The sequence below is a fragment of the Mycobacterium sp. 852014-52450_SCH5900713 genome, from assembly GCF_001667075.1.
Taxonomy (GTDB): Bacteria; Actinomycetota; Actinomycetes; order Mycobacteriales; family Mycobacteriaceae; genus Mycobacterium.
The window spans coordinates 105,250-126,344 of record NZ_LZIL01000047.1 but is presented as its reverse complement, the minus strand read 5'-3'; the positions used below and the strand labels follow the sequence as shown (position 1 = coordinate 126,344).

Annotated in this window: 22 protein-coding genes; 12 read left to right on the top strand and 10 right to left on the bottom strand. The window is 66.7% G+C overall.

The features are described 5' to 3' along the window. The first annotated feature begins 4 nt into the window (after positions 1 to 4). The 3 genes from fadD17 (at position 5) to A5773_RS13765 (ending at position 2,574) form a co-directional block, all read left to right on the top strand. A complete protein-coding gene (gene fadD17 / locus A5773_RS13770; RefSeq protein ID WP_067791314.1) occupies positions 5 to 1,552 on the top strand; it encodes a long-chain-fatty-acid--CoA ligase FadD17 in 1,548 nt (515 codons plus the stop codon). Then, complete coding sequence (locus tag A5773_RS25620) at positions 1,539 to 1,763, top strand: hypothetical protein (protein ID WP_082948226.1); 225 nt, start codon at positions 1,539 to 1,541, stop codon at positions 1,761 to 1,763. Before fadD17 ends, A5773_RS25620 begins: the two co-directional genes overlap by 14 nt. An 88-nt stretch (positions 1,764 to 1,851) precedes the next feature. Further along, entirely contained in the window at positions 1,852 to 2,574 is a 723-nt protein-coding gene (locus A5773_RS13765; protein WP_066955199.1) for a serine hydrolase, read from the top strand. Here A5773_RS13765 and A5773_RS13760 read toward each other — a convergent pair. From A5773_RS13760 to A5773_RS13745, 4 genes are read right to left on the bottom strand one after another with little or no spacing between them, the layout of a single operon-like run. After that, entirely contained in the window at positions 2,560 to 4,110 is a 1,551-nt protein-coding gene (locus tag A5773_RS13760) for an acetolactate synthase large subunit (RefSeq protein ID WP_066955202.1), read from the bottom strand. The two genes, A5773_RS13765 and A5773_RS13760, sit on opposite strands and share 15 nt — an antisense overlap. Further along, positions 4,107 to 4,931: an amidohydrolase family protein gene (locus tag A5773_RS13755; protein WP_066955963.1), complete on the bottom strand. Its 825-nt coding sequence runs from the start codon at positions 4,929 to 4,931 to the stop codon at positions 4,107 to 4,109. The genes A5773_RS13760 and A5773_RS13755 overlap by 4 nt, the downstream gene beginning before the upstream one ends. A gap of 23 nt (positions 4,932 to 4,954) precedes the next feature. After that, a complete protein-coding gene (locus tag A5773_RS13750) occupies positions 4,955 to 5,722 on the bottom strand; it encodes a fructosamine kinase family protein (protein ID WP_066955205.1) in 768 nt (255 codons plus the stop codon). Further along, a complete protein-coding gene (locus tag A5773_RS13745) occupies positions 5,719 to 7,359 on the bottom strand; it encodes an acyl-CoA synthetase (protein WP_067791312.1) in 1,641 nt (546 codons plus the stop codon). The genes A5773_RS13750 and A5773_RS13745 overlap by 4 nt, the downstream gene beginning before the upstream one ends. 34 nt (positions 7,360 to 7,393) lie before the next feature. Between A5773_RS13745 and A5773_RS13740 the strand changes: the two genes are divergently transcribed. Together A5773_RS13740 and A5773_RS13735 are read left to right on the top strand one after the other, a co-directional pair. Further along, a complete protein-coding gene (locus A5773_RS13740; protein ID WP_156664353.1) occupies positions 7,394 to 8,236 on the top strand; it encodes a crotonase/enoyl-CoA hydratase family protein in 843 nt (280 codons plus the stop codon). A gap of 111 nt (positions 8,237 to 8,347) precedes the next feature. Beyond that, entirely contained in the window at positions 8,348 to 9,187 is an 840-nt protein-coding gene (locus tag A5773_RS13735) for a hypothetical protein (protein WP_067264535.1), read from the top strand. 66 nt (positions 9,188 to 9,253) lie between these two features. Here A5773_RS13735 and A5773_RS13730 read toward each other — a convergent pair whose 3' ends face one another. Genes A5773_RS13730 through A5773_RS13720 form a run of 3 tightly spaced genes read right to left on the bottom strand, consistent with a single transcriptional unit; the run spans position 9,254 to position 12,247 of the window. Beyond that, entirely contained in the window at positions 9,254 to 10,459 is a 1,206-nt protein-coding gene (locus A5773_RS13730; protein ID WP_066955216.1) for a cytochrome P450, read from the bottom strand. After that, positions 10,456 to 11,172, bottom strand: coding sequence for an acetoacetate decarboxylase family protein (locus A5773_RS13725; protein WP_067791310.1), 717 nt, complete (start codon positions 11,170 to 11,172; stop codon positions 10,456 to 10,458). The genes A5773_RS13730 and A5773_RS13725 overlap by 4 nt, the downstream gene beginning before the upstream one ends. Before the next feature lie 43 nt (positions 11,173 to 11,215). Further along, positions 11,216 to 12,247: an LLM class F420-dependent oxidoreductase gene (locus tag A5773_RS13720; protein ID WP_066955967.1), complete on the bottom strand. Its 1,032-nt coding sequence runs from the start codon at positions 12,245 to 12,247 to the stop codon at positions 11,216 to 11,218. A 64-nt stretch (positions 12,248 to 12,311) separates the two neighbouring features. Here A5773_RS13720 and A5773_RS13715 point away from each other — a divergent pair, with 64 nt between their 5' ends. From A5773_RS13715 to A5773_RS13695, 5 genes are all read left to right on the top strand, one after another. After that, a complete protein-coding gene (locus A5773_RS13715; protein WP_067264540.1) occupies positions 12,312 to 13,307 on the top strand; it encodes a Zn-ribbon domain-containing OB-fold protein in 996 nt (331 codons plus the stop codon). 15 nt (positions 13,308 to 13,322) lie between these two features. After that, positions 13,323 to 14,387, top strand: a complete 1,065-nt coding sequence (locus A5773_RS13710) for a thiolase domain-containing protein (protein WP_066955222.1) — start codon at positions 13,323 to 13,325, stop codon at positions 14,385 to 14,387. Further along, positions 14,387 to 15,586 (top strand): thiolase domain-containing protein, encoded by a 1,200-nt coding sequence (locus A5773_RS13705; protein WP_066955225.1) that lies wholly within the window; start codon positions 14,387 to 14,389, stop codon positions 15,584 to 15,586. The genes A5773_RS13710 and A5773_RS13705 overlap by 1 nt, the downstream gene beginning before the upstream one ends. Beyond that, the gene (locus tag A5773_RS13700) at positions 15,583 to 15,996 is read left to right on the top strand and encodes a nuclear transport factor 2 family protein (protein ID WP_067791308.1); all 414 of its coding nucleotides are present in this window, start codon (positions 15,583 to 15,585) and stop codon (positions 15,994 to 15,996) included. The genes A5773_RS13705 and A5773_RS13700 overlap by 4 nt, the downstream gene beginning before the upstream one ends. A 92-nt stretch (positions 15,997 to 16,088) precedes the next feature. Continuing rightward, positions 16,089 to 16,871, top strand: coding sequence for an alpha/beta hydrolase (locus A5773_RS13695; protein WP_067791306.1), 783 nt, complete (start codon positions 16,089 to 16,091; stop codon positions 16,869 to 16,871). Between the two features lie 30 nt (positions 16,872 to 16,901). On the opposite strand, the gene A5773_RS13690 is transcribed toward A5773_RS13695, so the two are convergent. Further along, positions 16,902 to 17,426 carry a gamma carbonic anhydrase family protein gene (locus tag A5773_RS13690; protein WP_066955234.1) on the bottom strand — a complete coding sequence of 175 codons (525 nt, stop codon included), beginning with the start codon at positions 17,424 to 17,426 and terminating at the stop codon, positions 16,902 to 16,904. A 126-nt stretch (positions 17,427 to 17,552) separates the two neighbouring features. On the opposite strand from A5773_RS13690, the gene A5773_RS13685 reads away from it, so the two are divergent. Next, the gene (locus tag A5773_RS13685) at positions 17,553 to 18,710 is read left to right on the top strand and encodes a Rieske 2Fe-2S domain-containing protein (RefSeq protein ID WP_066955237.1); all 1,158 of its coding nucleotides are present in this window, start codon (positions 17,553 to 17,555) and stop codon (positions 18,708 to 18,710) included. Between the two features lie 5 nt (positions 18,711 to 18,715). Then, positions 18,716 to 19,165, top strand: coding sequence for a hypothetical protein (locus A5773_RS13680; protein WP_067791304.1), 450 nt, complete (start codon positions 18,716 to 18,718; stop codon positions 19,163 to 19,165). A gap of 1 nt (position 19,166) precedes the next feature. On the opposite strand, the gene A5773_RS13675 is transcribed toward A5773_RS13680, so the two are convergent. Together A5773_RS13675 and A5773_RS13670 are read right to left on the bottom strand one after the other, a co-directional pair. Continuing rightward, positions 19,167 to 20,312: a sulfotransferase gene (locus A5773_RS13675; protein WP_067791302.1), complete on the bottom strand. Its 1,146-nt coding sequence runs from the start codon at positions 20,310 to 20,312 to the stop codon at positions 19,167 to 19,169. After that, a complete protein-coding gene (locus A5773_RS13670; RefSeq protein ID WP_066955249.1) occupies positions 20,312 to 21,094 on the bottom strand; it encodes an SDR family oxidoreductase in 783 nt (260 codons plus the stop codon). The genes A5773_RS13675 and A5773_RS13670 overlap by 1 nt, the downstream gene beginning before the upstream one ends. Position 21,095: the final 1 nt, after the last annotated feature.

Here is a 21,095-nt window from a genome sequence, read left to right as displayed (position 1 = left end):
TTTCGTGCTTCCTCCCGACCCCACGGTCACCAGGCTGCTGGTACCGCTGGCCGAGATCGAGGACCGCGGCGTCTATTTCGAAGACTCGTACGTCAGCTGGCGCGATCACCTGCGCCACGGCGCCGCGATCGCGGCGGCCCTGCGTGACCGCCTCGACCCGTCGAGGCCACCGCACGTCGGCGTGCTGCTGGAGAACACCCCGTTCTTCTCGGCGATGCTGACGGCGGCCGGCATGTCAGGGATCGTGCCGGTGGGCCTCAACCCGGTGCGCCGCGGTGACGCGCTGGCGCGTGACATCGCCCATGCCGACTGCCAGGTGGTGCTGGCCGACTCGAATTCGGCCGAGTCGCTTGGCGGCATCGACTACGTCAACGTCGACTCCACCGAATGGGCCGACGAAGTTTCCGCACATCGCGATGTCGAGCCGCACTTCCAATCGGCAACGGCCGCAGACCTTTTCATGCTGATCTTCACCTCGGGTACCAGTGGCGAGCCGAAGGCGGTCAAGTGCAGCCACGGCAAGGTCGCGATCGCGGGGGTGACGATGACGCAGCGATTCGACCTCGGCCACGACGACGTCTGTTACGTGTCGATGCCGCTGTTTCATTCCAACGCGGTGCTGGTCGGCTGGGCGGTGGCGGTGGCCTGCCAGGGCTCGCTGGCGTTGCGGCGCAAGTTTTCCGCGTCCAACTTCCTGGTCGATGTCCGCCGCTTCGGCGCCACCTACGCCAACTACGTCGGCAAGCCCCTGTCGTACGTGCTGGCCACGCCGGAGCAGCCCGACGACGCGGACAATCCGCTGCGGGCGGTCTACGGCAACGAGGGCGTGCCCCGCGATGTCGAACGCTTCGCGCGCCGATTCGGCTGTGTGGTCCAGGACGGGTTCGGTTCCACCGAAGGCGGGGTGGCGATCGCGCGCACCCCGGAAACCCCGGACGGTGCGTTGGGCCCGCTGCCCGAGGGCGTCGAGATCGTCGACCCCGACACCGGTGCATCCTGTCCGGCGGGCGTGGTCGGCGAGCTGGTGAACACCGCCGGGCCGGGGCGGTTCGAGGGCTACTACAACGACGAGGCCGCCGAGGCCGAGCGGATGTCCGGCGGGGTCTATCACACCGGCGACCTCGCCTACCGCGACGACGCCGGCTACGCGTACTTCGCGGGACGGCTGGGCGATTGGATGCGCGTCGACGGTGAAAACCTCGGCGCCGCGCCGATCGAACGGGTGCTGTTACGCCACCCGGACGTGACCGAGGTGGCCGTCTACGCGGTGCCGGATCCGGTGGTCGGTGACCAGGTGATGGCCGCTTTGGTGCTGGCTGCCGGGGCCGAGTTCGATGCCGAGAAGTTTCGCGCCTTCCTGGCCGAGCAGCCCGACCTGGGGCCCAAGCAGTGGCCGTCCTACGTCCGGGTCAGCGCCGAACTTCCGCGCACGGTGACCTTCAAGGTGCTCAAGCGCCAGTTGGCGGCGCAGGGTGTCGACTGCGACGATCCGGTGGTGCGAATACAGCCGCAACGGGAGAGAGGAACGTCCGCGGGTGATGAAACTTCGTAACGTGATCGCCGGGTCGGCTCTTCTCGCGTGCCTCGGCCCGGCCGCGCTCGGGTTGGGCGCCGGTTTCGCCGTGGCGGAGCCAGTGCCACCGCCACCTCCGCTGCCTCCCCCGCCGCCACTGGTGTGGGCGCCGCAGACACCGGAGCCCGACCCATGGCAGCCTCCGCCGCAGGAGGAGTCACCGCCGCTGCCGCCGCTGCCGCCGAGCTAGCGACGCGCCGTCACCGTTGTCGCGCTGGGCGTCAAGACGGGTCGACGATAATGCGACACTGCACAGACATGTCGTCGAAGGAGACGCGATGGTTGGTCCGATCAGCCGGCCTCTGGAGACAGCGCTCGAAGCGAGCTTTGATCAGCTTTCCGCCACGGTACCGGCGGACGTCGGCATTGCGATCGCCCGACCGGATCGCACCTACTCGTTGGGCCGGTGGTGGTCCGGTGTCGCATGGTCGACCATCAAGGTGCCGTTGGCGATCGCCGCGCTGCGTTGCGATTGGTTGCACGCCAAGGACCTGGCCGTCAAGGCGATCACGGAATCCGACAATCGCGCATCGGAGCAATTGTGGTCCCGTTTGGGCGATCCGGGGGAAGCGGCACGGCGGGTGCAGGCGGTGATCGCCGAGGGCGGTGACACGGCCACCGTGGTCGAATCTCGCCGGCTTCGGCGTGGGTATACGGCGTTCGGCCAGACGCAGTGGACCCTGCAGCGGCAGGCGCGGTTCGCCGCCGAGCTGCCGTCGATCCCCGATTCGGCCGACGTCATCGACCTGATGCAGCGCCTCACCAGCGGCCATCGCTGGGGGCTGGCCGCCAAAGGCCTTGCGGCCAAGGGCGGTTGGGGGCCCGGCATGCACGGCGACTACCTGGTGCGGCAGTTCGGCATCGTACCCACGCCATCGGGGCAGTGGGGCGTGGCGCTGGCGGCCACGGTTCACGACGGGGTGTTGGAAACAGGCGTCGAGGTCCTGAACACAATGGCCGAGTGGGTCCTCAGCCGGCTTCCCGGGTTAGCCCGTTATTGACGGCACCACGGCGTCGATCAGGTGCGGCCCGGGTTCGCTCAAGGCTTGACGCAGCGCGTCGGCGAGTTCCTCCGCGGTGGCGACGCGGCGGGCGGGCACTCCCATCCCCTCGCTGATCTTGACGAAATCCATTGTGGGGCGCGACAAGTCCAGCAGGTCCAGCGCCTTGGGCCCGGGAGCCGATCCGGCGCCCACCCGAGCCAACTCGATCCGCAGGATGTCGTAGGCGCTGTTGTCGTAGATCACGGTGGTCACGTTCAGGTTTTCCCGCGCCTGAGTCCACAATCCGGAGATCGTGTACATCGCCGACCCGTCCGATTCCAGGCAGAGCACCGGACAATCGGGTGCGGCGACCGCGGCACCCACGGCGGCCGGGATGCCGTATCCGATCGCCCCGCCGGTCAGCGTCAGCCAGTCATGGGCCGGCGCCCCCGCCGTGGCCTGGGCGAGCAGCACACCCGAGGTGTTCGACTCGTCGACGACGATCGCCCGTTCCGGCAGTAGCGCGCCGATCACGTCGGCCGCTGACGCGGACGTGAGGACACCCGTGGGCAGCTGCGGCCGCGCCGCGGCCGCCACCGGGGCAGACGTTCCGGGCGCGACCTCGTCGGCCACCGCGGCGAGCGCCTCGGCGGCACCGCTGTGCCCGGCAAGCAGATGCACCTCGCAGCCGGCCGGGACCAGGTCGCTGGGCATGTTCGGGTAGGCGAAGAACGACACCGGCGACTTGGCCCCGGCCAGCACCAGATGCTTGGCACCGTCGAGTTGGGCGGTAGCAGCCTCGGCGAAATAGGCCAGCCGCTCGACGGCGGGAACGCCCGCGCCGCGCTCCAGCCGGGTCGGGAACGTCTCGCACAGCACGCGGGCGCCGGTCGCCTGCGCGATCCGAACGGCGGCGGCAAGACCCGGGCCGCGAGTGGCGTCACCGCCGATCATGAGCACCGTGGGTTCGCCGGAGCGCAGCACCTCGATCACTTCGAACGCCAACCGCGGCTCGGCCCCCGCGGGTTCCGCGGGCACGGTGCCGCCGGGTTGCGCCCCGTCCGACCAGGACACATCGGCGGGCAGGATCAGCGTCGAAATCTGCGAGCCCGCGCGGCTGGCGGCGATCGCCTCGGCGGCGTCGGACGCGACGTCCGCGGTGTGTTCGGTGCGACGCACCCACCCCGAGACCGTGCCCGCGAGCGCGTCGATATCGGATTCCAGTGGGGCGTCGTACTTTTTGTGGTACGTGGCGTGGTCGCCGACGACCACCACCATCGGCACCTGAGCGCGCCGGGCGTTGTGCAGGTTCGCCAGGCCGTTGCCCAGGCCGGGACCCAGGTGAAGCAGCACTGCGGCCGGCCGGCCGGCGATACGGGCGTAGCCGTCGGCCGCGCCGGTCGCGACTCCCTCGAACAGGGCCAGCACACCGCGCATGCGCGGGACGGTGTCCAGCGCGGCCACGAAGTGCATCTCCGAGGTGCCCGGGTTGGCGAAGCACACGTCGACGCCACCGTCGACCAGGGTGTTGATCAGGGCCTGGGCACCGTTCACGTAATTGCCTCCAGTTTGAAAACGCGCCCGGCGTTGCCGTGCAAGAAGTCCCGGCGGCCCTCGTCGGCCAGACCGAGGTCCGCCAATCCCGCCAAGGCGTGCGCGTGAGTCATCATCGGATAGTTGGTGCCGAACAAGACCTTGCGTTGTCCGGTAGCGGTTTTCATGAACCGGACGAGCTCATCCGGAAGTCGCTTGATCGTGTAGGCCGACGTGTCGATGTAGACGTTCGGATGCTTGCGGGCGACGGCAACCATCTCCTCGGTCCACGGATACCCGACGTGGCCACACACGATCACCAGCTCGGGAAAGTCGAGCGCGATCTGGTCGATGTAGGGGATCGGACGGCCGGTCTCCGATGGTCGCAGCGGACCGGTATGGCCCACCTGGGTGCAGAACGGCACCCCCAGCTCCACGCATTCGGCGAACAGCGGATAGTAGCGGCGGTCGGTGGGTGGCGCGTTCCACAGCCACGGCACCACCCGTAGGCCCAGGAATCCCTCTCGAACGCGGCGCCTCAGTTCACGAACCGCTTCCATCGGGCGATCGAGGTCGACGGTGGCCAGCCCGCCAAACCGGTTCGGATGCAGGCGAATCCACTCGGCGACCTCGTCGTTGGAGATCAAATCCTGGCCGCCGGGCCCGCGCCACGCGCTGAGCAGGCCGAACCGGACGTCGGCCGCGTCCATGGTCGCGATGCTCGCCTCGATCGGGACGTCGGCGTCCGGTATGGAGTCACCGGTCCAACGCCGCAGCGATGCCAGCATGTCGCTGCGCAGGAACCGCGCAGTGGGATGCTGCATCCACACATCGACCGTCATCGCGATCAAGAGTAGACGCGGTGTCAGAGGGCCAGCGCGGCGCGGGCGCAGGCGTGCGTCCGCTGGGCGTACCCGCCGCCGAACAGCACGACGTGCGCCAGCAGGGGGAAGAGCTGGTGCAGCCCGGTGCGGTTGCGCCATCCGGCGCGCAGCGGCCGCACCCGTTCGTAGCCCGCGACGATGGCGTCGTAGTGCGGGCAGCCGAACAGCGCGAGCATCGCGAGGTCGCTTTCGCGGTGACCGGCGTGCGCGGCCGGGTCGATCAGCACCACCCCGTCGGGCGTCCACATCACGTTGCCGCCCCACAGGTCGCCGTGCAGCCGGGCGGGCCGGTCGTCGTCGTCGAAATCGCCCGAGCGGCAACGCGCTACGACGGAATCGATGGCGCTTCGGGTGGAAGCATCGAGCCGCGGCGCGGCCAGCTCCGCCATCGGGATCAGCCGCTCCTCCGCGTAGAAGTCGCCCCAGCGGCGGTGCCGCCGCAGCGACATCGGCAGCGGCTGGGACAGCGGCCCGAAGAACCCGGGTCCGTCCCAGCCGTCGGGCCCGGCACCGAAGTCGGGGGCGCCGGCGTCGTGCGTCACGGCGAGGTGGCCGCCGAACGCGAGCGCCGCCTCCGGGGTCGGGAGCGCCGAATCAAGCCGCCGCAGGGTCAGGCTCGTCGCGTCGACGGAGACAACGTCCGCGCAGGGCACACCCCCGTCGACGCCGGCCAGCCACCGCAATCCGGCGGCCTCCCACGCGAAGTAATTGCTGGGCGCGGCCGGGTGCTGCTTGACGAAGTCGCTCAAGCGGTCGCGTGGGCGGCGTGCACGTCGTCGGCCGGACGTGCCTCCGTCTGCTCCTTGGCCCAGCGGTAGTCGGGCTTACCGGCCGGTGACCGCTTCACCTCGTCGACCAGCCAAAGGCTGCGGGGCACTTTGTATCCGGCGATCTCGGAGCGCACGAAGCGGTCCAGCTCCGCCAGCGACGGCCGGGCACCCGGGCGGGGCTGCACGACGGCGGCCACGTGTTGGCCGTAGCGGGGATCGGGAACACCGACCACCAGCGCGTCGAATACGTCGGGGTGGCCCTTGAGCGCCGCCTCGACCTCCTCGGGGTAGATCTTCTCGCCGCCGCTGTTGATCGACACCGAGCCGCGGCCCAGCATCGTCACGGTGCCGTCCTCCTCGACCAGGGCCCAGTCCCCGGGGATCGCGTAGCGGACCCCGTTGATGGTCTTGAACGTTTCGGCGGTCTTCTTCTCGTCCTTGTAGTAGCCGACCGGGATGTTGCCCTTCTTGGCGATGAACCCGCGCACACCCGAGCCGGGCTTCACCTCATTGCCCTCCTCGTCGAGGACGACGGTGCGGTGGTCGATCGTCACGCGCGGGCCGCCGGCGTGCGGCGCGTCCTTCGCGACGATGCTGGTGCCGCCGAATCCGGTCTCCGAGGAGCCGATCGAGTCGGTGATGACCCGGTTGGGCAGCAGCTCGAGCAGCCTCTCCTTGATGCTCGGCGAGAACAGCGCCGCGGTGCTGGCGAGCAGGAACAGCGACGACAGGTCATAGTCGTGGTCGGTGTCGAGCGCGTCGAGCAGCGGGCGTGCCATCGCGTCGCCGGTGAAGAACAGCAGGTTCACCTTGTGCTCGTGGATCGTGCGCCACACCTCTTCGGCGTTGAATTCCGGTGCGAGCACGGTGGTTTGGCCCGAGAAGATCGACATCCAGGTGGCCGACTGGGTGGCGCCGTGGATCATCGGCGGAATCGGGTAGCGCACCATCGGCGGATTGGCGGCCGCGGCCTTGGCCAGGTCGTGCTCGTCCTCGACGAATTGACCTGTCGCGAAATCGGTTCCGCCGAACAGCACCCGGTAGATGTCCTCGTGGCGCCACATCACGCCCTTCGGGAAGCCGGTGGTGCCGCCGGTGTAGAGCAGATAGATGTCGTCGGCGCTGCGCTCGCCGAAGTCGCGCTCGGGGGAGCCCTGGGCGATCGCCGAGTAGAACTCGACGCCGCCGTAGCGCTGGTAGTCGTTGTCGGAGCCGTCCTCGATGACGAGGATCGTCTTGACGTTCGGGGTGTCCGGCAGCACGTTGGCCACCCGGTCGGAGTACTGGCGCTCGTGGACCAGGGCGACCATGTCGGAGTTGTCGAACAGGTAGCGAAGCTCGCCCTCGACGTAGCGGTAGTTGACGTTCACCAAAATGGCGCCCGCCTTCACGATGCCGAGCATCGCGATGACGATCTCGATGCGGTTACGGCAGTACAGGCCGACCTTGTCGTCCTTTTTCACCCCCTGGTCGATCAGGTAGTGGGCCAGGCGGTTGGCCTTCTCCTCCAGTTGGGCGTAGGTCAGCTTCTCGTCGCCGCAGATCAGGGCGACACGGTCCGGCACAGCGTCGATGGCGTGCTCTGCGAGATCGGCAATATTCAGGGCCACGGCCACCAAATTAGAACGTGTTACATTTCTTGACAAGCTCATGCCCCTCGTCGACGGAAAGGCAGTAGCCGTGGCTCAGGCTCCAGCAAACGAACAAACGGGACAGGACGCCCTCGTCGAACAGCGCGGCCACACCCTGATCGTCACGTTGAACCGGCCGCACGCCCGCAATGCCCTGAGCACCGAAATGATGGAAATCATGGTGCAGGCCTGGGACCGCGTCGACAACGATCCGGACATCCGCTGCTGCATCCTGACTGGGGCCGGTGGCTACTTTTGCGCCGGCATGGACCTCAAGGCGGCAACCAAGAAGCCGCCGGGTGAGTCGTTCAAGGACGGCAGCTACGACCCGTCGCGAATCGACGCTTTGCTGAAGGGCCGCCGGCTGACCAAGCCGCTGATCGCGGCCGTCGAAGGACCCGCGATCGCCGGGGGCACCGAGATCCTGCAGGGCACCGACATCCGCATCGCGGGCGAGAGCGCCAAATTCGGCATCTCGGAGGCCAAGTGGAGCCTCTACCCGATGGGCGGGTCGGCCGTGCGGCTGGTGCGGCAGATCCCCTACACGGTCGCGTGCGACCTGCTGCTGACCGGTCGGCACATCACCGCCGTTGAAGCCAAGGAGATGGGCCTGATCGGGCATGTGGTGCCGGACGGCCAGGCGTTGACCAAGGCGCTCGAGATCGCGGAGATCATCGAGAACAACGGCCCGCTGGCCGTGCAGGCGATCCTGCGGGCGATCCGCGAGACCGAGGGCATGCACGAGAACGAGGCCTTCAAGATCGACACTCAGATCGGCATCAAGGTGTTCCTGTCCGACGATGCCAAGGAAGGCCCCCGGGCGTTCGCCGAGAAGCGCAAGCCCAACTTCCAGAACAAGTAACCCTCCGCTGGCGCCTTCGCGCCGAACGTGAACAGAGGGCCACATTTCGGCCGGTTTTTCGCCCTGACGTCACGTTCGGCATCTGTCAGTCCCCCGCGCCACACTGCCGGCATGCGGGAACCATTCATCGGCAGCGAGGCGCTGGCATCGGGCGCACTGACGCGGTACCGGTTGCGCAGCAGATTCGTAGCGCTGCACCCGGACGTCTATGTCGAACGCGACACGGATCTCACCGCCGTCACGCGCGCCCACGCCGCATGGTTGTGGTCACGGCGGCGCGGCGTGGTCGCGGGACAGTCCGCTGCGGCATTGCACGACGCCAAATGGGTCGACCACCGCGGCCCGGCTCAGTTGGTGTACGAACACCGTCGTCCACCGGCGGGAATCCGCACCTGGTCGGAGAGCGTCGCTCCCGGCGAAATCCAGTTGATCGGCGGAATACCGGCTACCACCTCGACGCGCACCGCTTTCGACCTTGCCTGCCGGAATCCCACCGGAAGGGCGGTCGCGGCCATCGATGCGCTGGCCCGGGCAACCAAGCTGAATGTCGATCAGGTCCAACGACTCGCCGAACGCTACAAAGGTCATCGCAACATCCGCCGGGCGCGGCGCGCGCTGACACTCGTCGACGCGGGCGCGGAATCGCCGCGCGAGACGTGGCTGCGGCTGCTGCTCATCGAGGCCGGCTATCCGCGGCCGCGCACCCAGATTCCGGTTTACGGCGAATACGGCGAGCTCGTCGCGGTCTTCGACATGGGTTGGGAGGACGTCAAACTGGCCGTCGAATACGAAGGTGATCACCATCGCACCGATCGCAGGCAATTCAGCCGGGATATCGCCCGCTACGAAGCGCTGGCCGACCTCGGATGGATGGCCATCCGGGTCACGGCCGACGACACGCGGGGCGGCATCCTCGCACGCGTGGCCGCCGCCTGGACCCGCCGAACGTGAACACATGGTTGGTTTCGGCCGATTTTCTCGCCCTCAGATCACGCTCGGCGAAGAGCGGTAGGGCGCCTACCCCAGCGGCGCGCTCGGTGTGAACGCCACCGGCATTTTTTCCAGGCCGGACACGAAGTTGGCGGGACGCAACGGCAGGTCGGCGTCCGAGGCCAGCCGCATGTCCGGCAGGCGCTGCAGCAGGCGGGTCTGCATGATGGACAGCTCCAGCCGGGCGAGCTGGTTGCCGAGGCAAAAATGCGTCCCAAAGCCGAAGGCGAGGTGGTTGTTCGGGTAGCGCTCGATGTTGAAGGTCTCCGGCTCGTCGAAAACCTTCTCGTCGAAGTTCGCCGACTCGAACAGCAGGATCATCTTCTCGCCCTGGTGCAGTTGGGTGCCGTGGAATTCGGTGTCGGCGGTGATCGTGCGTGCCATGTTCTTCACCGGCGCGGTCCAGCGGAGCATCTCTTCGATCGCGTTGGGCAGCAAGCTCAGATCGGCCGCCAGGCGCCGGTGCTGATCGGGATGCAACAGCAGCTGCCTCGTCCCGCCGGACAGCGTGTGGCGCGTGGTCTCGTCGCCGCCGATCAACAGCAGCAGCACCTCGGTGACGATCTGGTGGTCCTCGAGCCGCGAGCCCTCGACCTCCGCATGCACGAGCACGCTGACCAGGTCATCGGTCGGCTGCTTCTTGCGGGCCTCGATCATCCCCATCATGTACTGGCTGTAGGCCGCGAAAGCGTCCATGGTGACCTGGACGTCCGCTTCGGCCGCGGTGCTGCTCAACGCGCCGACCAGGTCGTCGGACCACTTGAGGAACATCGTGCGCTCTTCCGGCCGCACGCCGAGCATGTCGCCGATGACGGCCATCGGCAGCGGCGCGGCCAGGTCCCAGACGAAGTCACACTCGCCGCGTTCGCACACCGCGTCGATCAGCGTGTCGCACAGCGAAACGATCTTGGATTCCAGGTCTTTGACGCGCTTGCGGGTGAAGCCGGAGTTGACGAGCTTGCGGCGCAACAGATGTTGCGGATCGTCCATCTCGATCATCATCTCGACGCCCGGTTGGTCCGGGCGGATGCCGCCGGCGTTGGAGAACAACTCCGGGTTGCGCTCGGCCTCGATCACCGCCTGATAGGTCGAGGCGGCGGCTAATCCGTTGCGGTCCCGAAAGACTGGCTCGTTCTCGCGCATCCACTTGTAGACGGGCCGAGAGTCGCCGGCGTAGAAAGTCCCGTCGGTGAGGTCGATGTCGGGTTTGGTCTTCAACTCGCTGGCGGTCATGAGATCTCCTGGGCATCACCGAAGGACATTTGTACGCGGTCAACAGAGCTGGACACCATGGCACGCTTCGGGAGACCAAGCGAAGCAAGCTCTTTCGAGTACGGATGCTCGCCGAGCCGGATGCTCACCCCGCCGAATCGCGTGCGCACGCCGTCCAGGGTGTGCTCGAAGGCGGTCTCGCGGGTGACTCCGTCGCGGTGCGAGTAGGTGCGTTGCGCTTGCTGGCGCGGGGTCAGCCGGAACGGCAGGCCGCGGCGGAATTCCATGCCGATCACCGGCTGGCCGTCGATGCTGAGGTCAAAACCGAACCGTCGGCCTTCCCGAACGGTGAAGTCGCCCATCACCTTCGGGTAGCCCCAGATCTTGGTTCCCGCTTCCAGGGTGAACGCCTGGTCGACGGGAAGGTGGTGGATGAAGGCGCCGGCCGACTGCAGGGCACGCGGCCCGCTTGCGTTCGAGCCGGGCGGGTTCACCATCACGCTGGTGCCGAACTCGTGGTACCGGCCCAGGTCGCCGTCGATGTAGTGCATCAACATCAGCACCACAATCGCGCGGCCGGGAAGGTAGCGGCAGACCTGCAGGCCGCTGTAGTCGATCATCTGCTGCGCGGCGTCGGTGTCGACGGAGAACATCGCCATATGTTGATTTGCCTGGCGGATTCGTACCGGCATCGTGAGTACCGTGCCCGCGATGGTGTGCTGCGAGGCTGTCATCGGGCCAATCTAGAACGTGTTCTATTCGTTCGGCAATAGCGGGTCAGGTCAGCGTGGCGAGCTCCCTGATCTGCGCCTCGTTGCGTCCGTTGACCACCATCATGGTGACGCCGGCGGCTTCCCAGACCTTGACCTGCTCACGGACGTAGTTGATATCGCCGACGATCGCGGCGTCGTCGACGACCTCGTCCGGGATGATCGCCGCAGCCTTATCCTTCTGGTTGCTGCGGAAGAGCTTGGTCACCTCGTCGACCACCTCGGCGTAGCCCATCCGGCGGTACACGTCGGCGTGAAAGTTGGTGTCCTCGGCGCCCATGCCGCCCATGTAGAGGGCCAGATAGGGCTTCATGGCCGCGAAGGCGGCAGCACGGTCGTCGGTGATGACGATGTTCGCGGTCGCGCAGATCTCGAAGTCCTCACGGCTGCGCCGCGCCCCGGGCCGCGCGAAGCCCTCGTCGAGCCACTCGTTGTAGGTATCCGCCATCCGCGGCGTGTAGAAGATCGGCAGCCAGCCGTCGCAGATCTCGGCGGCCAGCGCGACGTTCTTCGGCCCCTCGGCCCCCAGCATGATCGGGATGTCGGGGCGTAATGGGTGGGTGATGGGCTTGAGCGCCTTGCCCAGACCGGTCGTCCCCTCCCCCGTCAGCGGCAACGGATAATGCGGTCCGTCGCTGGTCACAGCCTTCTCTCGCGCCCACACCTGTCTCATGATGTCGACGTACTCGCGGGTGCGGGCGAGTGGTTTGGGGAAGGGCCGGCCGTACCAGCCCTCGACCACCTGCGGGCCGGAGACACCGAGGCCCAGGATGTGCCGGCCGCCGGACAGGTGGTCGAGCGTCAGCGCGGCCATCGCGGTTGCCGTCGGGGTGCGCGCGGACAGCTGGATCACCGAGGTGCCCAGCCGGAGCCGGTGGGTCGACGATCCCAACCAGGCCAGCGGCGTGTAGGCGTCGGACCCCCACGCCTCGGCGGTGAACACGGCGTCGAAACCGGTTTCCTCCGCCGCGGCTACGAGCTCCGCGTGATTCTCCGGCGGCTGAGCGCCCCAATACCCGAGCTGCAACCCCAGCTTCATCGTCATTGACCCTTCCGGCGACCCGATGTTGAAACCGTTCTTAGAACCTGTTCTACTCGATGGCGTGACAGCCAGCTCGAGCAGCCCGACCTTGACGGATCACCCTGAGCCGCCGCTCTCCGCGCCACTGACGTTGTCGTTCGACTACACCCGTTCGGTCGGCCCCACGCTAAGCAAGTTCTTCACCGCACTGCGTGAGCGCCATGTCTTGGGGGTGCGCGGATCCGATGGCCGGGTGCACGTTCCACCGGCGGAATATGACCCGGTTACCTACGAGCCGCTGGGCGAGATGGTACCGGTCTCCAGCGTCGGCACCGTCGTGTCCTGGACGTGGCAACCCGAGCCGATCGAGGGCCAGCCGCTGGACCGTCCGTTCGCCTGGGCGCTGATCAAGCTCGACGGCGCGGACACCCCGCTGATGCATGCCGTGGACGCGGGCAGTCCTTCCGCCATCAAGAGCGGCTCCCGGGTGCACGTGCACTGGGCCGACGAGCCGGTGGGCGCCATCACCGACATCGCCTACTTCGCACTCGGCGAGGAAGCCGAACCCGCGTCCGAACACGCGGGGGGCGAACAGGATCCGGTGACCATGATCGTCACACCGATCTCGCTGACGATTCAGCACACCGCCTCCCACGAGGAAAGCGCCTACTTGCGCGCCATCGCCCAGGGCAAGCTGCTGGGCGCACGGACCGGAAAGAACGGCAAAGTTTACTTCCCGCCGCACGGCGCGGACCCGGCCACCGGACAGCCCACCACCGAGTTCGTCGAGCTGCCGGACAAGGGCACGGTCACGACGTTCGCAATCATCAACATCCCGTTCCAGGGGCAGCGCATCAAACCGCCGTACGTGGCGGCCTATGTCTTGCTCGACGGGGCCGACATCCCTTTCCTGCACCTGGTCGCCGACATCGACGCCCACGAGGTGCGGATGGGGATGCGCGTGGAAGCGGTGTGGAAACCCCGCGAGGAGTGGGGCTTTGGCATCGACAACATCGAGTACTTCCGGCCGACAGGGGAACCCGACGCCGAGTACGACACCTACAAGCACCACCTGTAAAGGGCCTACCTGTAAATGAGCGCTCGCAACGTTGCGGTGGTCGGCTTTGCCCACGCGCCGCATGTCCGCCGCACCGACGGCACCACCAATGGCGTCGAGATGTTGATGCCGTGCTTCGCCCAGCTTTACGAGGACCTCGGAATCACCCAGGCCGACATCGGCTTCTGGTGCTCGGGTTCGTCCGATTACCTTGCGGGACGGGCGTTCTCGTTCATCTCGGCAATTGACTCGATCGGCGCCGTCCCGCCGATCAACGAGTCGCATGTCGAGATGGACGCGGCCTGGGCGCTCTACGAGGCGTACATCAAGCTGCTGACCGGGGAGGTGGACACCGCGCTGGTGTACGGATTCGGCAAGTCCTCGGCCGGGATTCTGCGGCAGATCCTGTCGCGGCAGACCGACCCCTACACCGTCGCGCCGCTGTGGCCCGACTCCGTGTCGATGGCGGGGCTCCAGGCCCGCATCGGGCTCGAGAACGGCAAGTGGAGCGAAGAGCAGATGGCGCGCGTAGCATTCGACTCCTTCGAGAATGCCCGGCGGGTGGACTCTGTGGAGCCGGCGATCAGCGTGGCCGAACTGCTCGAGCGGCCGTTCTTCGCCGAGCCCCTGCGGCGCCACGACATCGCGCCGATCACTGACGGCGCCGCCGCCATCGTGCTCGCGGCGGGTGATCGTGCGCGCGAACTACGCGAAAACCCGGCCTGGATAACCGGAATCGAGCACCGCATCGAGACGCCCTCGCTGGGTGCGCGCGACCTCACCGAATCCGTGTCCACCAAGGTGGCGGCCCAAGTGGCCACCGGCGGCAGAACCGACAACCTCGACGTTGCGGAGATCTGCGCTCCCTTCACCCACCAGCACCTGATCATCGCGGATGCCATCCGGATACCGGGGCCGACGAAAGTCAATCCGTCGGGCGGCGCGCTGGCCGCCAACCCCATGTTCGTCGCGGGCCTCGAGCGCGTCGGCTTTGCGGCGCAACACATCTGGAATGGGTCGGCCGAGCGGGTGCTCGCGCACGCCACCAGCGGGCCGGCGTTGCAACAGAACCTGGTCGCGGTCATGGAAGGAATGAACTGATGGCCGGTGCAGGGCCGAACCTCGCCGCGGTACTCGGTACCGGACAAACGAAGTACGTCGCGAAGCGACAAGATGTCTCGATGAACGGGCTGGTGCGCGAAGCGATCGACCGCGCGCTGGCCGACTCCGGCTCCACCTTCGACGACATCGACGCCGTGGTAGTCGGCAAGGCTCCCGACTTCTTCGAAGGCGTCATGATGCCCGAGCTGTTCATGGCCGACGCCATGGGAGCCACCGGCAAGCCGCTGATCCGGGTGCACACCGCAGGTTCGGTCGGCGGGTCCACCGGGGTGGTGGCCGCCAGCCTCGTCCAATCGGGCAAGTACCGGCGTGTGCTGGCGATGGCCTGGGAAAAGCAGTCCGAGTCAAACGCGATGTGGGCGTTGTCGATTCCGATCCCCTTCATCAAGCCGGTCGGCGCCGGGGCGGGCGGTTATTTCGCCCCACACGTGCGGTCGTACATCCGCCGATCGGGCGCACCGCTCAACATCGGCGCCATGGTCGCGGTCAAGGACCGGCTCAACGGGGCCCGCAACCCGCTGGCCCACCTGCACCAGCCCGACATCACCCTGGAGAAGGTGATGCAGTCGCCGATGCTGTGGGATCCCATCCGTTACGACGAGACCTGTCCGTCGTCGGACGGCGCCGCCGCGGTCGTGATCGGCAATGAGGAGGCCGCCGAAGCCCGTCTGGCGCAAGGACAACCGGTGGCATGGATCCATGCCACCGCGCTGCGCACCGAACCGCTGCAGTTCTCGGGCCGCGACCAGGTCAGCCCGCAGGCCGGGCGTGACGCGGCCGCCGCGCTGTGGAAGGCGGCGGGCATTACCAGCCCGATCGACGAGATCGACGCCGCGGAAATCTACGTGCCGTTCTCGTGGTTCGAGCCGATGTGGTTGGAAAATCTCGGGTTTGCGCCCGAGGGTGAGGGCTGGAAACTCACCGAAGCCGGCGAGACGGCGATCGGCGGACGGCTGCCGGTCAATCCGTCCGGCGGTGTGCTGTCTTCGAATCCGATCGGCGCCTCCGGCCTGATTCGGTTCGCCGAGGCAGCGATTCAGGTGATGGGCAAAGGTGGGGATCACCAGGTTCAGGGCGCGCGCAAGGCCTTGGGGCACGCCTATGGCGGCGGCTCGCAGTACTACTCCATGTGGGTGGTCGGTGCGGACAAGCCGACGCCTGAGAAAGTCGGCTCGTGAGCGAACACCCGGCGCACGAGGCCGGTCGGCGCTCGCGCGAGGCGGTCATAGCCAGGGACAAAGAGGCATGGCTGGCGGTGTTCGCCGACGACGCCATTGTGGAGGACCCGATCGGACCGTCGGCCTTCGACCCGGAGGGCAAGGGCCACCGGGGCCGCGACGCGATCTCGGCTTTCTGGGACAAGGCCATCGCCCCCACCACCAGAATCGAGTTCGTCTTCCGCGACACCTACCAATGCGGCAACGAGGAAGCCAACGTCGGGCACATCCTCATCACCCATGGTGACTACCAGGTGACCGCCGAAGGCGTGTTCACGTACAAGGCCGACGACGAGGGCAAGATGACCGCCCTGCGTGCGTACTGGGAGATGGACCGGGCGACAGCCACGTTGAAGAAGGTAACCAGCTAGGTCGGGGGGCGAGCATCGCACGTTAGTGCTGAATTCCCCTCGCTGCTCCGATTCTGCCGACCGTCGGCCCCGTCTGCTGGCAGGCTATCTTCATGCCCGGCAAGCACGCCGTTCTCGTGCACGGCTCATGGAGCCGCGGGGAGCAGTGGGCACCCGCCCGGGCGGCTTTTGCGGAACGTGGCTTCACGGTGCACACGCCGACATTGCGTCATCATGAATTGCCCCTGCACGACGGTGCGGCCAGGATCGCGTCGTTGAGCATCCGCGACTACACAGACGATCTCGTCGCGCTGGTCGCATCGTTGGATTCCCCGCCGCTGCTGGTCGGGCACTCGTTGGGGGGCCTGTTGGTTCAGCTGGTCGCGGCACGGACGGCACATGCCGGCGTCGTCGCCGCCTGCCCGTCGTCAGTGGGGCCCTCGGGTCTGAACGCAACGACGATCGGCATCGCGCTGCCGCACGCCCGTAAGCCACGGCCATGGGCCAGGGCCGTCTATCCCCCGGCGTGGCAACGGTTTCGGCGAGGGATCGCGAGCGCACAGACCGACGAAGCGGCTCGCGAGGTGTTCGACGACCTGGTCTGCGAATCCGGGCGGGTGCTGTTTTTCGAACTGGCGATGCCGTGGCTGGACCGGAATAAGGCCGCAAGAGTGGATTTCGGCACCGTCACGGGACCCGTGCTCGTCATCAGTGGCGCCCGCGACCGCATCATGCCGCCGCGCCTGGCGCGCCGGGCGGCGGACCGGTTTGCCAACGCGAGTTACGTGCAGATTCCGGGGTCTGACCACATGGTGTTTTCCGGAGCGGCGCTACCCGCCACCATGGGCCTCATCGACGATTGGATCGCGACGCATCGCCTTTTCGCCGGTGTCTGACGCGTTGGCGGCCGCGTCAGCCGGGAAGGTCTAGAGCGGCTCGAGCCCGGCCAGGTGCCGCTGAGCCAGCTCGCGATAGGCCTGCGGATTCACCTTGACCCACATCTCGGCGCCCGTCCCGGCGACCGGGCCCTTGATTTGCGCCGGTGCACCGACCGCCAGCATGCCGGCCGGAATCTGGGTGCCGGCCGTCACCAGCGAGTGGGCCGCGATCAGGCTGCGTGCGCCGATCACCGCACCGTCGAGAACGGTGGCGTGGTTGGCGATCAAGGCCTCGGATCCGACGTGCACCCCATGAATGCAGCACATGTGCGCCACCGTGGCGCCGGGGCCGATGTCGACCGGAATGCCCGGCGGAGCGTGCAGCACGGACCCGTCCTGCACGTTCGCGCCCTCCCGCACCACGATGGGCCCGTAATCGCCGCGCAGAACGGTGTTGAACCACACCGAGGCGCCGGCCTCGACGACAACGTCGCCGATCAGGGTGGCGGTCGGGGCCACGAACGCGGTGGGATCCACCCGCGGCGCCCGCCCCTCGAAAGCAAACAGCGGCATCGTCTAGATATACCCCGAGCGCGCACACGCCGCGGGAAAGCTCAGCCAGATTCGCCATCGTTGCGCGCCACCGCCGCAAAACTGTAACGTGTTCTAGTTAGAGGGGTCGTGAGTTGGAGGTGACTGGTGAGTACCGACACCAAAGCGGTCGGCATCCGGGAAATCGATCCCGGCGCGTTGCCGACGAGGTACGCCCGGGGCTGGCATTGCCTGGGCGTCGCGAAGGATTTCCAGGACGGTAAGCCGCACTCCGTCGAGGCGTTCGGTACCAAGCTCGTGGTGTTCGCCGACTCAAGTGGGGACCTGAAGGTGCTGGACGGTTACTGCCGGCACATGGGTGGCGACCTCTCGGAGGGCACCATCAAGGGCGACGAGGTGGCCTGCCCGTTCCACGACTGGCGCTGGGGCGGTGATGGGCGCTGCAAACTGGTGCCGTACGCCAAGCGCACACCCAAGACGGCGCGCACCCGCTCGTGGACGACCGATGTGCGCGGCGGCCTGCTGTTCGTCTGGCACGACCACGAGCAGAACCCGCCGGACCCCGCGGTGCGGATTCCCGACATTCCGGAAGCAGCCAGCGACGAGTGGACCGAATGGCGGTGGAACCGGATCCTTATCGAGGGCTCGAACTGCCGCGACATCATCGACAACGTCACCGACATGGCGCACTTCTTCTACATCCACTTCGGTTTGCCGACGTACTTCAAGAACGTTTTCGAGGGCCATATCGCGTCGCAGTATCTGCACAACGTGGGGCGGCCGGACGTCAACGACCTGGGCACCTCGTACGGTGAGGCGCACCTCGACTCGGAGGCGTCCTATTTCGGGCCGTCCTTCATGATCAACTGGCTGCACAACAGCTACGGCGGATACAAGGCCGAGTCGATCCTGATCAACTGCCACTACCCGGTGACCCAGAACTCGTTCGTGCTGCAGTGGGGCGTCATCGTCGAAAAGCCCAAGGGCATGGACGAAAAGATGACCGAGAAGCTGTCGCGAGTGTTCACCGAAGGCGTCAGCAAGGGCTTCCTTCAGGACGTCGAAATCTGGAAGCACAAGACCCGCATCGACAACCCGCTGCTGGTCGAGGAGGACGGCGCGGTTTATCAGCTGCGTCGCTGGTATCAGCAGTTCTATGTCGACGTTGCCGACATCCAGCCGGAGATGGTGGAACGCTTCGAGATCGAGGTGGACACCACGCGCGCCAACGAGTACTGGAACGCCGAGGTCGAAGAGAACCTGAAGACCAAAGAGACCGAAGACGTTCCTGCGGAGCAACACTGACCGATATGCCCGGTGATCAGGTTCCTGACGTCGATCGGCTCGCTCGGTCGATGTTGTTGCTGCACGGCGATCACCACGATCACGACGAGCGACCGGTCAGTTCCGAAAACAATGGCGGATCTTGGTCGAAGTCAAGGGATTTCGCCAACGATCCGCAGCGCGCCGCCGCCGTCGCCGAGGCCAGCCGCGCCGACCGAGAACGCTACCTCAGTTCGGGGTTGCTTCCGGTGGACTGCCGGTTCTGTCACGTCACGGTTACCGTCCGAAGGCTGGGCCCGGGCCACACCGCCGTTCAATGGAACACCGAAGCCTGGCAGCGCTGCGCGCACTTCGCCGAGGTGCGTAGCTCCGGTGGCGATACCGCACGCACCCGGTCGTGCCCCAAACTGAGCGACAGCATCGAGCACGCCGTCGCGGAGGGCTATCTAGGCGAGCCAGCGCCCGAGGACGACTGATCTACAGCCCGGCGAACCGCTCCTTGACGGTTTCGACGGTCAGCCCGTAATCGGCCAGCGAGTAGCGGTGTTTCGGCGCCCGCTCGCCGGACTGGCTGTCCGCGTGCGCCTTTTCCATCGCCGCCCGCGCCTCCTCGGTCAGCGACAAACCGAAGTGCCGGTAGATGTCGGCCACCGTGCCGATCGGATCGGCGATCAGTTCCTTGTAGTCAACGTCATAGAACTGTGCAGGCGAGTACTTGGCGCGGGCGGTGTTGAAGCGCTCCAGTCCACGCGACCAGGTATCCATTGCGTCAGCCCCGATTTGAGCTCCGTCGAACGATGTCGACCATCCCTCCGCGGTGTGCTGGGCAAGCGAGCACATCGAAGCCATGATCGTCTCGACCGGCCGATGCGTCTGAATCACCAGCGCGTCGGGATAGGTCGCCATCAAGGCGTCCAACGCAAACAGATGGCTGGGATTTTTCAGCACCCAACGCTTTTCGGCGTCGTTCAGTCCGATCAGCTGGAGGTTCTTGCGGTGCCGCTGGTAGGACGGCGTCCAGTCCTGCTCTGACAGCCACTGTGCGTAGGTGGGCACGTGCGCCAACGTCTCGTAGGAAACCGAATGCAGCGATTGCCGAAGCAGCTGCCAGCACTCCTCCAGTTCGTATGCGGCCATGAAATGCAGGCCGGTGTAGCCGGGGTTGTCGCGATGGTGCTGGTTGAATTGCGCGTCGAGTTGGCGGTAAAGCGGGTGCGAATCCCAGGTTTCACGCGGTGGACGCGGCTGTGGGAATTCGGCCAGCCACATGTGCAGGCCCTGATGAGCGGGGTCGGCGCCGAGCAGGCGGTGCAGCGCGGTTGTGCCGGTGCGCACCAGGCCGGTGACGAAGATCGGGCGTTCGATCACCATGTCGGCGTGCTGCGGATACTGCTTCCACGAAGCCTCGGAAAGCAACCTGGCCACCAGCGCGCCGCGTAAGAAGAACCGATTCATCTTGCTGCCCAACACGGTTAGGCCGGCTTCGCGCCGGTAGGAGTCCAGCAGGACCTCCAGCGCTTCGAGATAGTTGTCGTCGTCGGTGCCGAAGTCGTCGAGGCCGGTCAGCTTGGTGGCCGACGCGTGCAGTTCGTCGACGGTGCCGATATCGGTGCGATCGGTCATCAGTTGTGGTACTCCCCGCAGTTGACGTCCAGGGTCTGCCCGGTGATGCCGCTGGACAGATCGCTGGCCAGGAAAAGGATCGCCGAGGCGACTTCGTCTTCGGTCGGCAGGCGCTTCAGGTCGGAGTTCGCCGCGGTGGCCGCGTAGATCTGGTCCGCCGTGGTGCCGTACTTGCCGGCCTGGTGCTCGAAATAAGCCTGCAATGTTTCACCCCAGATATAGCCGGGGGCAACGGAATTGACGCGGATTCCCTTTTCACCCAGCTCGGTGGCCAGGGATTGCGACATGGACAGCAGCGCCGACTTGGCCATCTTGTAGGCGCCGTATTTGGCTTGGGAGTGCCGTAGCACCATGGAGTTGACGTTGACGATCGATCCGTGTGAGGACTCCAGCGCGGGCGTGAAAGCTTGGATGAGCCGCAACGCGCCGAGCGCGCTGAGCTCGATCGCGTCACGGATGTGCTGAAAGCTGGTGCCGGCCAACGGCTTCATGGACGGCACCCGGAACGCGTTGTTGATCAGCACGTCGACCTTACCGTAGGTCGCCATAGTGGTCTCGACGAGATAGTTGACCTCGTCGTCGTCGGTGATGTCGGCACGCACCGCCAACGCCTTGTTCCCGGTGTCATTGATCTGCTTGGCGACGCTTTCCAGCCGCTCCACGGTCCGCGCCGCCAACACCAGGTCTGCGCCGTCCTGGGAACACCGGTTCGCCAGGGTGGTACCGAGCCCCGGTCCGACGCCACTGATGACGACGACCTTGTCCTTGAGCAATCCTGACATC